The organism is Rudaea sp. (assembly GCF_047601565.1).
Lineage (GTDB): Bacteria > Pseudomonadota > Gammaproteobacteria > Xanthomonadales > Rhodanobacteraceae > Rudaea.
On the sequence record NZ_JASGIY010000001.1, the window covers coordinates 1421988 to 1436322 of the forward strand.

Annotated in this window: 13 protein-coding genes; 7 read left to right on the plus strand and 6 right to left on the minus strand. The window is 66.3% G+C overall.

Annotated features, from left to right (window positions below; translation table 11 throughout):
- Positions 1–194 precede the first annotated feature (194 nt).
- Entirely contained in the window at positions 195–2168 is a 1974-nt protein-coding gene (locus tag QM741_RS06105) for a winged helix-turn-helix domain-containing tetratricopeptide repeat protein (protein ID WP_415206835.1), read from the plus strand.
- Positions 2169–2174: 6 nt separating this feature from the next.
- On the opposite strand, the gene QM741_RS06110 is transcribed toward QM741_RS06105, so the two are convergent.
- Positions 2175–2966, minus strand: coding sequence for an ABC transporter permease (locus QM741_RS06110; protein ID WP_415206836.1), 792 nt, complete (start codon positions 2964–2966; stop codon positions 2175–2177).
- Positions 2963–3913, minus strand: a complete 951-nt coding sequence (locus tag QM741_RS06115; RefSeq protein ID WP_415206837.1) for an ABC transporter ATP-binding protein — start codon at positions 3911–3913, stop codon at positions 2963–2965. The genes QM741_RS06110 and QM741_RS06115 overlap by 4 nt, the downstream gene beginning before the upstream one ends.
- A gap of 62 nt (positions 3914–3975) precedes the next feature.
- Here QM741_RS06115 and QM741_RS06120 point away from each other — a divergent pair, with 62 nt between their 5' ends.
- On the plus strand, positions 3976–4725 hold the full coding sequence (locus QM741_RS06120; RefSeq protein WP_415206838.1) for an FAD-binding oxidoreductase: 750 nt from the start codon (positions 3976–3978) through the stop codon (positions 4723–4725).
- 22 nt (positions 4726–4747) lie between these two features.
- Here QM741_RS06120 and QM741_RS06125 read toward each other — a convergent pair whose 3' ends face one another.
- Genes QM741_RS06125 through QM741_RS06140 form a run of 4 tightly spaced genes read right to left on the minus strand, consistent with a single transcriptional unit; the run spans position 4748 to position 9410 of the window.
- Complete coding sequence (locus QM741_RS06125; RefSeq protein ID WP_415206839.1) at positions 4748–5773, minus strand: spore coat U domain-containing protein; 1026 nt, start codon at positions 5771–5773, stop codon at positions 4748–4750.
- The gene (locus QM741_RS06130; protein ID WP_415206840.1) at positions 5770–8163 is read right to left on the minus strand and encodes a fimbria/pilus outer membrane usher protein; all 2394 of its coding nucleotides are present in this window, start codon (positions 8161–8163) and stop codon (positions 5770–5772) included. The genes QM741_RS06125 and QM741_RS06130 overlap by 4 nt, the downstream gene beginning before the upstream one ends.
- Entirely contained in the window at positions 8135–8860 is a 726-nt protein-coding gene (locus QM741_RS06135) for a molecular chaperone (RefSeq protein ID WP_415206841.1), read from the minus strand. The genes QM741_RS06130 and QM741_RS06135 overlap by 29 nt, the downstream gene beginning before the upstream one ends.
- A gap of 31 nt (positions 8861–8891) precedes the next feature.
- The gene (locus QM741_RS06140; RefSeq protein WP_415206842.1) at positions 8892–9410 is read right to left on the minus strand and encodes a spore coat U domain-containing protein; all 519 of its coding nucleotides are present in this window, start codon (positions 9408–9410) and stop codon (positions 8892–8894) included.
- 298 nt (positions 9411–9708) lie between these two features.
- Here QM741_RS06140 and QM741_RS06145 point away from each other — a divergent pair, with 298 nt between their 5' ends.
- The 5 genes from QM741_RS06145 (at position 9709) to QM741_RS06165 (ending at position 14329) form a co-directional block, all read left to right on the plus strand.
- Positions 9709–10317 (plus strand): hypothetical protein, encoded by a 609-nt coding sequence (locus QM741_RS06145; protein WP_415206843.1) that lies wholly within the window; start codon positions 9709–9711, stop codon positions 10315–10317.
- Entirely contained in the window at positions 10314–10511 is a 198-nt protein-coding gene (locus QM741_RS06150) for a helix-turn-helix transcriptional regulator (protein WP_415206844.1), read from the plus strand. The genes QM741_RS06145 and QM741_RS06150 overlap by 4 nt, the downstream gene beginning before the upstream one ends.
- A 3-nt stretch (positions 10512–10514) precedes the next feature.
- The gene (locus QM741_RS06155; RefSeq protein WP_415206845.1) at positions 10515–12080 is read left to right on the plus strand and encodes an alpha/beta hydrolase; all 1566 of its coding nucleotides are present in this window, start codon (positions 10515–10517) and stop codon (positions 12078–12080) included.
- Positions 12081–12246: 166 nt separating this feature from the next.
- A complete protein-coding gene (locus QM741_RS06160; protein ID WP_415206846.1) occupies positions 12247–12993 on the plus strand; it encodes an ATP-binding cassette domain-containing protein in 747 nt (248 codons plus the stop codon).
- Between the two features lie 160 nt (positions 12994–13153).
- Positions 13154–14329, plus strand: coding sequence for an ABC transporter permease (locus QM741_RS06165; protein WP_415206847.1), 1176 nt, complete (start codon positions 13154–13156; stop codon positions 14327–14329).
- Positions 14330–14335 lie beyond the last annotated feature (6 nt).

The window sequence follows — 14335 nt, forward strand, 5'->3', positions numbered from 1 at the left end:
GAGCAACCTTGTGGCCGCACCATGCGGTCAAGGGAGGCGAAACTCTGCTCCGCAGGCGTCGAAAAAGCATAAGATTGCGGTGAGGGAATCGTGGGGAATTGATGAGGGAATCCTGACGTGCGCGCATGTCGCGCCGCCGTTGCGGGTCGGCTTGAAGGGGAATTTGCCGACCGGGTCCAGTTTCACGAGCCGGCATGGATATAGAAGCGTCCCCCCGATACATCGCGTTCGACGCCGTCGAGATCGACCTCGTCGGCCGGCGCGTGACCGTTGCCGGCGTGCAGGAGGAACTCGAACCGAAGGCGTTCGACGTGCTCGTGCTGCTCGCGCAATCGCCGGGCCGGGCGTTCGCGCGCGACGATATCCTCGATGCGGTGTGGAGCCATCGCCACGTTACGCCGAGTGTGCTCAATCGCGTGATCAAGCTGATCCGCGAGTCGCTCGGCGAGAGCGCGCATCGCCTGCACACGCTGCACGGCGTCGGCTACCGCTTCGACGGCGAGGTGCGGTTCTTCTCGCATCGTCCGGCGGCCGATCCGCTCGCGCCTGCGCCGGTCGCGGCAGCCTCGCCAACCGCCGCGGCATCGGAAACCTCGACGCCCAAGTCGGTCGCTCCAAGTCTGCCGTCGGCAGTCTCCTCAACCGCCGTCCCGGCCGCGATTCGATCTGCCTCGCGGCGTGGGGGCCGGCTTCTCATCGCCGCATTTGCCGTCATCGCGGCCGGCATTTTCCTTTGGCAGGCGCGACATCGCGAAGCGGCTCCGGCATCGCCGACGCTGGTCGTGCTGCCGTTGCATGCGATCGGCGACGACAAAAGCGAAACCGCCTTCGCCGACGGCCTCAGCGAGGAGTTGACCACGCGACTGGCCCGCGTCGACGGTTTGTGCATGATATCGAGCACCTCGGCCGCGCGCGCGCGGCACGACGGCTTCGACGCCGCGCAACTGGCCGAACGCCTGCACGCGACCCACGCGCTCGAAGGCAGCCTGCGCGAGGACGGCGGCGAGTTGCGCATCGACCTGCGCCTGATCGAGACGCCATCGGGGCGCACCGTCTGGGCGCAGGACTTCGATCGCAAATCCGGCGAGGTGTTCGCGGTGCAGCGGGAAATCACGCAGGCCGTGGCGGCGGCACTCGCGCTGCGCATGAACCTTGCCCGCGACGTCGCGAAAGCGCCCGATCCGCAGACGTATCGCGAGTATCTGAAGTTGCGCCACCTCTTCTCCGGCGCCAGCGATGAAGGCCCCGATGACCACGCGAATGAAGACTTGCGCGCCTTGGCCGAACGCGCGCCGGACTTCGCCGAAGCGCATGGCCTGCTCGCGCTGAACCTCGCCGCCGAAGGCGAAGGCGAATACAAGGGCGACGAGGCATTGCGCGAAGTCCAGCGCACACTCGCTCTCGACCCTGGAAATGCCGATGCGCATGCGGCAATGGCGGAAATCGAATTCCGCACGCACGACTGGGCCGTGGCCGACCGTGAGCTGCATGCCGCACTGGCCACGCAACCGGGCGACGTCATCCTGAACCTGATCACCGGCATGTGGCTGTCGCGGCTCGGTTACGGGGAACGCGCGCTCGCGTATTTCCGCACGGCCCATGCCGCCGATCCGCTCGGCTACTGGACGAACAACAACCTGGGCAGCGAACTCGACGTGCTCGGCCGGCACGACGAGGCCAAGCCGTATCTCGATGCGCTGCCCGGCCTCGAAACGGACCCCGAGACATCCGTCACGACCTCGACCGCGCGCTGGTGGAACGCGATCTGGCGGCACGACTACGCCTCTGCCCGCGGCTTTGCCACGCAGATGCCCGAGAAGGATGGACTGAAGAAAGCCTACGTGGCAGCGACGGCGGCATTGACCGATCCGTCGCGCTGGCCCGAAGCCGAAACCGCCGTCGCGGAGCGGGAAAGCAAGATCGGCGAGCCGCCCCAGATCGAGTTGCTGCTGCCGCAGTTCCACCGGGCCGCGGCAATGCTCGCCATGCTGGAACCCGGCAATCAGGAACCGTTCGGCAAAATTCTCTGGACGGTCGAATTCGCCGCCCTGCGCCGCGATCCGGCGTTCCAGGATTTCATCAAGCGCATGAAGTTCGTCGACTACTGGAACGCCAACGGCTGGCCGCCGCAGTGCAAGCCCGACGGCGCCGGCGCGAAGTGCGATTGAACGCAATCAGGAACGCAAGCCGACGCCGCGATGCAACAGGTTGAGGCACAACGCGCCGAGGCCGACCACGAACGCGAGCATGACGAGATAGGCCCAGGTCAGGTCGATGTCGCTGATGCCGAGCAGACCGTAGCGGAACGCGTTGACCATGTACAGGATCGGATTGAGATGCGAGAGTTCCTTCCACGGCGACGGCAGCTGGGCGACGTTGTAGAACACGCCGCCAAGATAGGTCAGCGGCGTGAGCACGAAGGTCGGGATGATCGCGATGTCGTCGAACTTGCGCGCGTAGATCGCGTTGACGAAGCCGAGCAGGGCGAAAATCACCGCGGCGAGCAGGAACGTGCTCAACGTCACCAGCGGATGGTACAAGTGGATTTTGGTGAAAAATAAAGAAATCAACAAAACGATCACGCCGACCATGAGGCCGCGCAGCACGGCGCCGGACACGTAGCCGGCGAGAATCGTCCAGCTCGGCATCGGCGAGACGAGCATTTCCTCGACGAAGCGCTGGAACTTGGCGCCGAAGAACGAACTGGTGATGTTGCCGTAGGCGTTCTGGATCACCGCCATCATGATCAGACCCGGCGCGATGTACTCGACGTAGGAAATGCCGGCGCCAGCGCTGTCGGTGGCGACCGCGCCGATGCGGCTGCCGATGAGATTGCCGAAGATGATGAAATACAGCGTCATCGTCACCGCCGGCGGCAGCAGGGTCTGCGCCCAGATGCGCAGGATGCGCACGACTTCGCGCCGCGCGATCGTGCCGAGCGCGACGAGGTTGCCTTGCGCGTTCATGCGGCCTCCTTCGCGCCAAGGTTGCCCTCGACCAAACGCACGAACAGCTCTTCGAGGCGATTGGCCTTGTTGCGCATCGAGTTGACCGTGATGCCGCGCGCGGACAACGCCGCGAATACGGAATTGAGGTCGTGCGCGCGCGACATCTCCGCCTCGACCGTTTGCGCATCGATGCGCGTGAGTTTCACCTCGCTGATCGTCGGCAGGCCATCGATCGGATGGGCGAGGTCGAACACGAAGGTTTCGACGTCGAGCTTGGACAGAAGCTTCTTCATCGACGTGTTCTCGATCACGCGGCCGTGGTCGATGATCGTGATGTTGCGGCAGAGCTGTTCGGCTTCCTCGAGATAGTGCGTGGTCAGGATCACCGTCACGCCGGCCGCGTTGATGCCTTCGATGAACTTCCACATCGAGCGGCGGATCTCGATGTCGACGCCCGCGGTGGGCTCGTCGAGGATCAGCAGCTTCGGCTCGTTCATCATCGCGCGCGCGATCATCAGGCGCCGCTTCATGCCGCCGGATAGCGTGCGCGTGACCGCGCGTGCCTTGTCCCAGAGCGCGAGTTCCCTCAAGTACTTTTCCGCGCGCGGCAACGCGGTGATGCGGTCGATGCCGTAGAAACCGGCCTGGTTGACGCAGATGTCGAGCGGCGTTTCGAACAGGTTGAAATTGATCTCCTGCGGCACGAGGCCGATCATCTGCATGGCCCGGCCGCGATCCGTGCGCACCGAGTGGCCGAACACGCGCACATCGCCCGCGCTCGGGTTGACGAGCGAGGAGATGATACCGATCAGGGTGGATTTGCCGGCGCCGTTCGGCCCGAGCAGCGCGTAGAAATCGCCGGCCTGGACGCTGAGGGAAATGCCTTTGAGCGCTTCGACGCCGGTGGCGTAGGTCTTGCGCAGGTCGACGACCTCGAGGGCGGGAACGGAATCGGCGGGATTCATGGCTGCAAGCAAAAATCGAAGCCGCTAGTATAGCGGCCCTTTCCAGCCTCACGATTTCCCAAGTGGCCGACCATTTCACCCTGCGCCTCGCCGACAGCCGCATGCTCGCGTCCAGCGTGCGCCATCTCGCCTTCGAACGCGCCGACGGCGCGCCGTTCGCGTTCGTTCCCGGACAGTTCCTGCAAGTCCATTTCCACTATGCCGACGGCAAGCCGACCAAGCGCAGCTACTCGGTGGCGACGCTGGGTGCGGGCGATGCCATGCCCGTGCAGCGAATCGAGATCGCCGTATCCTATGTCGACGGCGGCGCAGCCACCGAACTGCTCGGCAACCTGCGCGAGGGCGAAACCGTCGAGGCGAGCGGCCCGTACGGACGCTTCTGCCTGATGGACAACGATGCGAACGGGCGCTACGTGCTCGTCGCCACCGGCACCGGCGTAACGCCGTACCGCGCGATGCTGCCGCAACTGAAAGCGCTGTTCGCCAAGCGCGACATCGAAGTCGCGCTGATCTACGGCGCGCGCAACGAGGCCGAACTGCTCTACGGCGACGAGTTCGAAGCGTTCGCGCGCGAGAACGCGCAATTCCGCTTCTACGCCTGCTTCTCGCGCGCGCCTCGCGCGGTTCCGCGACCCCACGACCGCAACGGCCGCGTGCAGGTCGCGCTCGAAGAAATCCGACCGGATGCGGCGCGCGACATCGCCTACCTGTGCGGCAATCCGGACATGGTCGATCAGTCGTTCAACCTGCTCAAGGAAGCCGGGCTGCCGATTCCGCACATCCGCCGCGAGAAGTACGTTTCCTCGCGCTGATCCCGACGCCGCGCGACGGCGATCAATAGTTGACGATGACCTGCACCACGTCGGAATACGCGTCCGGCGTGACGTTCGTGCTGCCGGTGACCTTGGCGTAGGCGGTCAGCGTCTGCGCCGAGCCGGTGCCCGTACCTGCGACGCCGTTGCCGACGCTGGTCGAGGTGGCGGTATTGCCCCAGGCCGTGCTCAGACCGGAGTTCGAATAGAGCTGGTAGGCGATCGTGCTGGCGTTGCCCGAGGTGGCGCCTTTCATCGTGCCGAGCCCCGTCGTGCTGGCGACGTTCTGCGGCGACAGGCCGACGTAATAGGCGGTGCCCGAAGGGCAGTTGACGTAGATGGCGTTGCTGCCGCTGATCGTCTCGCTGGTGCCGGCGGCGAAGCTGCCGAAGTTCAGCGTGGAATTCGCGCTGACCGTGCAGGCGTTGGCCAGCGTGGCCGACGCGCTGATCGACGCGCCTTTGTAGGAAGTAAGATCGCCCGTGCTGTTCAGGCACTGCGTGCCGCTGACGAAGCCGAGGTTGATGTTGTAGACGGTCTCGGCGTAGCTGCCCGCGGTCAGCGTCGTCTGGTTGCCGGGAATGTACGCGTAGACGGTGATGACGCCGCTGGCAACGACGGCCGCGCCATTCACCGAGGCCGCCATGCTGGTCGAACTCGTATTGGTCACGAATTGCGTCGCGGTCCACGCCGTGGTGTGCGCGCCGTCGATGTAGTAGTTGTACTGCATCAGCGGCGCGTTCCAGGCCCCTCCGGAGAGCTTCATCTGCGGGCTGGTGTAGGGGCCGATGTTGTCGCCGGTCGGTCCGGTCGCGCACAGCGTGAAGGTTTCCGCAGGACTGTAGCTCGTGCAGGTGTAGTTGATCTGCACGGTGCTCGACGCGCCGCTCGATCCGCTGACCGTGACGTTGCCGAAGGCGAGGCTCATCGGCGTGTTGGTGATCGAGCAATAGATGCCGGCGTGCGCGTCGTGCGCCGGCAGCCACCACAGCGCCAGCAGCGCGAGCAGCAGGCCGGCGATGCGCCGGCGGCGGATCGGGCAAGTCATGGCGAGGCTCCCTTGGCGCAGGTCAGCGGCCCGATGCGCGGAATGCCGCCGTCGTCCTGCTTGCGATAGTCGAACGCGACGCTGCATGCGCCTGCGGGCGCATCGACGTCGAGCACGTCGTGTTCGGCGAGCGTGTCGAAATACACCTCGCCGTCGTAGCCGACCAGCGCGGGTTCGCCTTCCTCGCCGCGCACGCGCACCGCCGCGCCGAGCGGCAGCGGCTTGCCGCTCGCGTCGACGAGCACGACGACGGCCGCGCGCATCGGGGTGATGGCGAAACGCACCAGCGTGCCGGCGCGCCGCTCGGGCACGGCCTGCGCCTCGACGCGGTCGATGCGCAGGTCGGCCGGCAGGTTCATCGCGTCGATGTCGATGCGGTTGTTCTGGTAGGCGTTGAGCGGCGTCACCAGCAGCAGGCCGTCCTTGTCGGTGACGCCGTAGAGGTTGTTCTGCAGCTTGACCGGCACGCCGGCAACGCCGTCGGTGGAGACCACGGCGAAGCCGTCGTACACGGTGCGCGCGGCGAACAGGCCGCCGCCCATCAGCACCAGCGAACCGGTCGCGTTGGCGTAGCCGGAATACTCCCCGTTCGCGTCGCTGACGCCGGCCTGCACCTGGCCGTAGCGGCCGAGGTAATCGAGTTCGGCCAACCCGTTCCGGAGCCCGCCGCCGGCCTGCGCCTGTGCGCGCCAGCCGAAACCGCCCTCGACGGGAATCGAGCGCGCCGCGCTCGCGCCGGCCAAATCGCCGTCGCGGCCGTGCTGCACGCTGGCGCTGGCGTAGGTGCGATCGTCCAGCGATACGCTCCAGGTGAGGAACAGGCTGCGGTCGCGCGCGTCCTCCAGGTTGCGGTTGGCGTTGAAATTGAGCGAACCCAAGCGGCCGAACGAGCGCGACCAGAACGCGCTGGCGTAACGGTTGACCTGCTGCCGGTAATCCAGGTGCGTGTAGCCCAGGCCGAAGCTGCCGAGGCTGGCGCTGTTGAACCCGGCCTGTGCGCTGCCGGACAGGCGCGGCGGCGGCGTGCCGTACAGCGAAGCGACGTCGCGGTAGCCGCTGCTCGCGCGCGTGCCGTTGACTGCGACGTTGAAACGGCCGTCGGTCCAGTTGTAGCCGAAACCGAACTGCGAGCCGCTCGAGCCGTGCCAATCGCTGCGCGCGATCGAACCCGACAGCACGCCGGCCCGGTCCGGCAGCGACCAGACGCCGCCGACGCCGCCGTTCCACAGGCCGGGCGTGGCTTCGGCGTGCGCCTCGCCGGTGAAATTGTCGCTGAAACCGTGCAGCCAAGTCGCGCTGCCCATGGCCTCGTGCGCGTAGTCGAACGAATCGATGCCGTAGTTCTCGCGCACCGCGCCGAGTTCGGCCGACCAGTCGTTCAACCCCATCTGCAGCAGTTGCGGCGTGTTGTACAACGCGAAATTCAGCGTCGTGACCTGGCCGAGCGCGTCGGTCAGCACGACCTGCGCGTTGCCCGCGCCGTTGATGCCCGGCACGGTGTTGATCTGGAACGGCCCGACCGGCACGTTGCCGCTGTATTGCTTCATGCCGTTGACGTAGAGATCGACCTGCGAGGGCAGCGTCGCGGAACCGAAGAATTGCGCCAGCGGCGTGGTGACGCGGTACGGCTGCAATGCGAAGTCGGTGCCGAACTGCACGCCGCCGATGCGCGTGGCGCGCGACCACGACGTGGCCGCGGTCAGCGCGTCGCCGACGTTGAGCGTCAGCATCTGCTCGGGAAAGGACAGGCTCCAGGTGCTGTCCAGCCGCACCGTGCGGTCGTTCGAATCGCCGCCGCCGCTCGCCGTCTGCGAGAGCGAGGTGTTGCTGAACACGCCGTAGCGGTTGAACGCGCGCAATTCGGCGTAGGCGTTGAGGCTGCTCGCGCCGTGCTGCGCCTCGCTGCCGTAAAGGTTGTAGTTGAGCAACAGCCCCGGCGCGACGCTGGCCTCGGGCGAAGTCATGGCGTGCGTGTCGACGACCTCGGTCGCATAGTGCAACAGCCCGGCCGGTGCGGTGATGCCGGCGCTCTGGTGCGCCTCGTCGTAACCGGCATGCACGCCCTCGAGGGCATCGAGCCGCACCGGATCGGGCGTGCCGGCAGGCAGCGCGAACCCGAGCTGGCGCAGGGTCGACGCGGTCGCCCACAATGCCCCGTCGCGATAGCCGAAGTGGACCAGGCCGCGGTCGACGCCGTTGAGCGTGGTCGCGAGGTACAGGTCGCTGCCGTCGACGACGGGCGCGGTATCGCCCGCATCGATCGTCAGCGCGGTGCTGCTGTTGGCGGCGTTGGCGTCGCCGGCGCTTGCCGTCGTCGCGGCCGCGGCCGTTGCGCAGCGGCAATGCAGCAGCAGCAATGCCTCAGCGAACAGGATCGGCCAGCGCGACATCTTGCTTGGCCTGCATGCCGTTGACCGTCGCTTCGATGCTGCCGCCGCCGGCGAAATCCCGCGCGGGCGGTTTCAAGGCCCAGCGCATCGTCACGCCAGGCAGCACGTAGCCGAGCAGGCCGCCGCTGATCTCGACGCGCTTGCCGGCGTGGTCGACGAACGTCAACGCCGCGAGCTGCGCATGGCCCGTGCCCGAGTTGGCGACTTGCAGCACGGCCTTGTCGCCGTCGCGGAGCAAGTCCCAGCGCAACTGCGCGGCGGGTGCGGCCGACGCGGCCGGCTGCACGAATACCGGCACCGAATAATGCAGCACGAACTGCACGCCCTTTTTACCCTGCACGTCGATCGGCAATTCGTCGATCGCAAGGCGCCAGGTGTCCTCGCTCGCGTTCGTGCCTGCCGGCGGCGCGCCGATGCGGATCACGCGGATCAACTGTTTCTGGCCCGGCTGGATCTCGACCATCGGCGGGCTGACGATCAGCCCGTTCGACGGTTCGAGTTGGTCGGCGGCGTCGCGCTGGATCCAATGGTACGGGCGCACCTGCGCGTGGATGACGTTGTCGCCCGTATTAGTGAGCCACAGCCCGCTCGCCTTGTCCGCGGGAGCCAGGGTCAGCGAGACGGGCGCGACTTGCAGCCCGCTCGCGAACGTCGAACCGCATGCAAGTCCCAGGGCCGCAAGCAGGATGATCCGCATGGTTTGCCTCGATGCGCGCAGGGTATGGCGATCAGTAGGTGACCGTCACGCCGACGGTGTCGCTGTAGGAACCCGCCGGCGAGGTCGAGATCGGCGAAGCCTTGCCGTACACGGTATAGGTCACCGCGCTGCCGGTGCCGGTTTTGGCCACCCAGCCGTTGCTGCTGTTGTTGCCCCATGCGGTGCCATATCCGCTGTCGGTATACAACTGGTACGACACGTAATCGCTGCCCGTGCCGCCTTTCATTCGACGCGTCGTGATATCGCCGCTGGTGCCGGGATTGGCGCCGGCATCGAGGCCGATATTGAACGCCGTTCCCGTCGAGCACTTGATGCTGACGGTCGAGGTCGACGTGATGGTGTCCAGGTAGGTGTGCTCGCCGAATCCCAAGGCCGTGGCCGCCAGCGTCGTCGTATCGCAGGTGGCGTCCAGCGTAAGGGTCACGTTGAAGCTGGTCGTGGCCGTGGCCGCCGCCATCGTGGTCGAAGCAAAGCCGCCGAGCGCCAGTACGGCGGCGACCAGGGCTGCGTAGCGCAATTTCTTGTTCATGTTTCAAGTCTCCGGAAATCTACAGTGGGATGGATTTGTCCGCATCGACCGAAACGCGTTCGTTTCGCGGCAGGCGATACCTGCAAAGCAGAATTCATGCCAATTTTCATACTATTGATTTTTAAGTACTTTCTTCGGTATTTCGACACCGAAAAGCGACTACCTCGGTCACAACACGACGCGCTGCACACGCAAGCCGGTATCCACATCTGTCAAGCTTGCTTGACATATCGATCGATGCAATCTAACCTGGGCATGTCAAGCATGCTTGACACACGCCCACCACCGAATCCGGCGCATGAAACCCGTCTCCAAAACCCAATACGAGCTGCGCACGTTCGCCACCTCGGCGGTGTACGTGATTCTCGTCATCGCCCTGCTGCCGTACGCACGCCACGCGGACGACAATGCGACCCGTGTGGTCTGCGCGCTGTTGCCGACGTTGCCGATGCTCTACATCGTCTGGCTGACCGGCCGGCGCATCTGGTCGAGCGACGAACTCGAACAGCGCACGCATCTGATCGGCCTCGGCGCCGCGGCAGCGGTCGCCGGCGTGTTCAGCCTGATCGGCGGCTTTCTCGCTGCGAGCAAGGCGATACCGGCGGACCTGACCGGCACGCTGCTGATCTGGGTGTTCCCGCTGATGCTGCTGACCTACGGCCTCGCGCAGAGGTGGGCCTCGCGCCGATACGGCGCGGGTTTCTGCGATGACGATGACGGCCTGCCCAAGGCGATCAGTTTCGGACTGCTCGCCGTGCTGTTCGGCGCCGTCGCCGTGTGGGCGTATTTCCGCGTCGCCGACGAGTTCGCGTTCGGCCTGTTCTGCGGGCTGGCCGTTTCGTTCGCCGCGGTCGCCGCGATTTTCGCATGGCGCCGGCTGCGACGCGCCGGGCAACCAGACGAATGAACAACAAGGTGCGCGATCTGCGCGGCGAGCGCGGCTGGTCGCAGGGCGACCTCGCCGACAAGCTCGACGTGTCGCGGCAGACGGTCAACGCGATCGAAACGGGCAAGTACGACCCGAGCCTGCCGCTCGCGTTCCGCATCGCCAAGCTGTTCCGCCTGCCGATCGAATCGATTTTCCAACCGGGCAAGGATTGACGCATGGACAAAAGAAACCTGTTCCGCCTCGCGCTGCTGCTGGCCGTGGCCGGTGCGTTCGCGTGGAAACGCTTCGCCGCCGCGCCGGCAGCCGCCCGTGGTGCGCCCGCGGCGGCGGCGATCCCGACCAACGCGCGCGAGTTCACGCTGGGCACGCTCGCGTTCAAGGCCTGCGAATTGCCGCAGAAGAAATCCGGCGCGACGACCGCCGCGTTCTGTGCGCCGTTTTCGGTACCCGAGAACCCTGACGATCCGGCAAGCCGCCGCATCGACCTCCATCTCGCGCTGATCAAGAGCGACGCCGAGCGCGCGGACAGCGACATCGTCGTCTTCCTCGCCGGCGGGCCGGGCCAGGCTGCGGTCGAAACGTATCCGCAGATCGCCGCCGCGCTCGCGCCGCTGCGCCGGCATCACCACATCCTGCTGCTCGACCAGCGCGGTACCGGCCAGTCGCATCCGCTCGATTGCGAGGCGGCGAAGGACGACGAAAAGAACGGTACGCGGGCCGGCGAGACCGACAGCGGCATCGACACGGCCAAGCTGCGCGAAACGACTTCGAAGTGCCTCGCCGAAATCGAGAAGAAGGCCGACCCACGCCAGTACACGACGACGGTGGCCACGCGCGACCTCGAAGACCTGCGCGTCGCGCTCGGCGCGCCGCAGTTCGATCTCGTCGGCGTCTCCTACGGCACGCGCATGGCGCAGCAGTACCTGATGCGCCACCCGGCCGGCGTGCGCAGCGTCGTGCTCGACAGCGTCGCGCCGAACGAACTCGTCTTCGGCCAGGAATTCGCGCAGAACCTCGATTCCGCACTGAAGGCGCAATTCGCGCTGTGCAGCAAGAACGCAGCCTGCGCGAAGGCGTTCGGCGATTCCTGGGCCAGCCTCGGCAAGCTACGCGACGCGCTGCGCGCGCAGCCGCAGAACGTCACGCTGCGCGATCCGGTCACGTTCAAGCCGGACGAACTGCGCCTGAGCGCGAACCGCTTCGCCGGGCTCGTGCGCATGTTCGCCTATTCGCCCGAGACTGCGGCACTGCTGCCGCTGTCGATCGCGGAAGGCTTGAAAGGCAACTACGCGCCGCTGGCCGGACAGACGCAGCTTCTGCAGGACGACATGTCCGGCGCGATGAACGGCGGCATGCAGGCTTCGGTGATTTGCAGCGAGGACGCCGACCTGCTCAAGCCCGATCCGAACGACGCGAACACGCTGCTCGACAGCAGCAGCCTGACCGACGCGATCGCGGCCATGTGCGCGGTCTGGCCGCACGGCGCGACGCCCGCGGATTTCCACGCGCCGCTCAAATCCGACAAGCCCATCCTCGTGCTCGAAGGCGAGCTCGATCCGGTGACGCCGCCGCGCTACGGCGAGCAGGTGATGCAAGGCCTTTCGAACGCGAAGCTCATCGTCGCCCGCGGCCAAGGCCACAACGTGATCGGCCGCGGCTGCATCCCGAAACTCGTCGACGAGTTCGTCGAAAAACTGAACCCGAAAATGCTCGATGCGAAATGCGTCGACGCACTCGGACCGGTTCCCGCCCTCGTCGATTTCAACGGAGCCTCGCCATGATCCTTGTTTTTGCTTCCCTTCTCCCCTCGGGAGAAGGTGCCCGAAGGGTGGATGAGGGAAGAGCCTTGCACGATGCAACGAGACTCCATAACGAAACGCCCTTCCCTCATCCGGCGCTTCGCGCCACCTTCTCCCGATGGGAGAAGGGAAGAAATGGAGCCGCGTCATGATCGAAGTACGCAACCTGCACAAAACCTTCGGCTCCGGCGCGAAGAAAGTCGTCGCCGTCGACGGCGTCGGCTTCACCGCGCGCGACGGCGAGATCACCGGTCTGCTTGGGCCGAATGGTGCCGGCAAGACCACCACGCTGCGCTGTTTGTATACTTTGATGCGACCCGACTCGGGCCAGGTGCTCGTCGACGGCGTCGACGCCGCGGCCGATCCGCTGTCCGTGCGGCGCAGCCTCGGCGTCCTGCCCGACGCGCGCGGCCTCTACAAGCGCCTGACCGCGCGCGAAAACATCGCCTACTTCGGCCGCCTGCACGGCCTCGACGAGGCGACGATCCGCTCGCGCAGCGACGCCGCGATCCGCGCGCTCGAAATGGAGGACATCGCTGACCGCCGCACCGAAGGCTTCTCGCAGGGCCAGCGCGTGAAGGCCGCGATCGCGCGCGCACTCGTGCACGATCCGAAGAACGTCATCCTCGACGAACCGACCAACGGCCTCGACGTGATGGCGACGCGCGCGATGCGCACGTTTCTCAAGCAGCTGAAAAACGAAGGGCGCTGCGTGCTGTTCTCCAGCCACATCATGCAGGAGGTCGCGGCGCTGTGCGACCGCATCGTCGTCATTGCGCGCGGCCGCGTCGTCGCCGACGAATCGCCCGACGCGCTGCGCACGCAGACCGGCGAGGCGAACCTCGAAGACGCGTTCGTCAAACTGATCGGCAGCGACGAGGGACTCGCCGCATGAAAACCCTTTTTCTTCCCCTCCCTCTCCGGGGGAAGGTGCCCGAAGGGCGGATGAGGGAAAGGCTCCGCATCATCCATCTCCACTGGAAATCGTTCCGCTCTTCCCTCATCCGGCGCTGCCGCGCCACCTTCTCCCGAGGGGAGAAGGAAGGAGCAAAAGCATGAAATCCACACTGATCGTTTTCCTCAAAGAAGTCCGCGAAAACCTGCGCGACAGGCGCACCGTGATCAACACGCTCGTCACCGGCCCGCTGATGGGGTCGCTGTTCTTCGTGCTCCTCATCAACACGATGGTCACGCGCGAGCTCGAAAAGGCCGAGCAGCCGCTCAAGCTGCCGGTGATCGGCGCCGAGCGCGCGCCGAACCTGATCGACGCGCTCAAGCAGCAGCGCTTCGACATCCAGGACGGACCGGCCGACGCCGAGCGCGCGGTGCGCGAGCAGGATGCCGACGTCGTGCTGCGCATCCCGCCGCAATTCGCGGAAAACTGGAACCGCGGCGAACCGGCCCAGGTCGAGCTGGTCTACGACGAATCGCAGCGCGACGCGCAAAGCGCGGTGCGCCGCGTGCAGGCCGCGCTCGAAGGCTACGGCCAGCGTACCGGCGCGCTGCGCCTGCTCGCGCGCGGCCTGTCGCCGAGCGTGATGAAGCCGGTCGTCGTCGCCGAGCGCGACCAGTCCACGCCGCAAAGCCGCTCGGGGCAGATGTTCGGCATCCTGCCGTACTTCTTCATCCTCGGCGCGCTGATCGGCGGCATGGCGCTCGCGATCGACACGACCGCGGGCGAGCGCGAGCGCCAGTCGCTCGAACCCTTGCTCGCCAACCCGGTGCCGCGCGCGCGAATCCTCGCCGGCAAGCTTGCGGCGACGACCGCGTTCGCGATGACGACCGTGCTGCTGTCGATGCTCGCGTTTTCCGTTGCGAGCCGTTTCCTGCCGACCGACCGGCTCGGCATGGACCTGCACATTGGCTTGGATTTCGTGCTTCGCGGCCTGTTCGTCATGCTGCCGCTCGCCGCCCTGCTCGCCGGCCTGCAGACCATGGTCGCCGCGTTCGCCAAGAGCTACCGCGAGGCGCAGACCTGGCTGGGCCTGCTCACCTTCGTGCCGGCGATCCCGACGATGCTGCTGACGATCCTGCCGTTCAAACCGCAGTTGTGGATGTACGCGGTGCCGCTGATGGGCCAGCAGATCGCGCTGACGCGCTTCCTGCGCGGCGAATTCGTGAGCGGCGAGTCGCTCGTGCTCTGCTTTGCCTGCACCACGCTCGCGGCGCTGGCCGTGTACTTCGTCACCGCGCGCATCTATCGCGGCGAGAAGCTGGCGATTTCGGCGTAGCCTGCG

Excerpts from the sequence above, each read along its gene's own strand:
- QM741_RS06105 (WP_415206835.1), top strand. The coding sequence starts at position 195 with ATGGATATAGAAGCGTCCCCCCGATACATCGCGTTCGACGCCGTCGAG.
- QM741_RS06110 (WP_415206836.1), bottom strand. The coding sequence starts at position 2,966 with ATGAACGCGCAAGGCAACCTCGTCGCGCTCGGCACGATCGCGCGGCGC.
- QM741_RS06115 (WP_415206837.1), bottom strand. The coding sequence starts at position 3,913 with ATGAATCCCGCCGATTCCGTTCCCGCCCTCGAGGTCGTCGACCTGCGC.
- QM741_RS06125 (WP_415206839.1), bottom strand. The coding sequence starts at position 5,773 with ATGACTTGCCCGATCCGCCGCCGGCGCATCGCCGGCCTGCTGCTCGCG.
- QM741_RS06130 (WP_415206840.1), bottom strand. The coding sequence starts at position 8,163 with ATGTCGCGCTGGCCGATCCTGTTCGCTGAGGCATTGCTGCTGCTGCAT.
- QM741_RS06135 (WP_415206841.1), bottom strand. The coding sequence starts at position 8,860 with ATGCGGATCATCCTGCTTGCGGCCCTGGGACTTGCATGCGGTTCGACG.
- QM741_RS06140 (WP_415206842.1), bottom strand. The coding sequence starts at position 9,410 with ATGAACAAGAAATTGCGCTACGCAGCCCTGGTCGCCGCCGTACTGGCG.
- QM741_RS06145 (WP_415206843.1), top strand. The coding sequence starts at position 9,709 with ATGAAACCCGTCTCCAAAACCCAATACGAGCTGCGCACGTTCGCCACC.
- QM741_RS06150 (WP_415206844.1), top strand. The coding sequence starts at position 10,314 with ATGAACAACAAGGTGCGCGATCTGCGCGGCGAGCGCGGCTGGTCGCAG.
- QM741_RS06155 (WP_415206845.1), top strand. The coding sequence starts at position 10,515 with ATGGACAAAAGAAACCTGTTCCGCCTCGCGCTGCTGCTGGCCGTGGCC.
- QM741_RS06160 (WP_415206846.1), top strand. The coding sequence starts at position 12,247 with ATGATCGAAGTACGCAACCTGCACAAAACCTTCGGCTCCGGCGCGAAG.
- QM741_RS06165 (WP_415206847.1), top strand. The coding sequence starts at position 13,154 with ATGAAATCCACACTGATCGTTTTCCTCAAAGAAGTCCGCGAAAACCTG.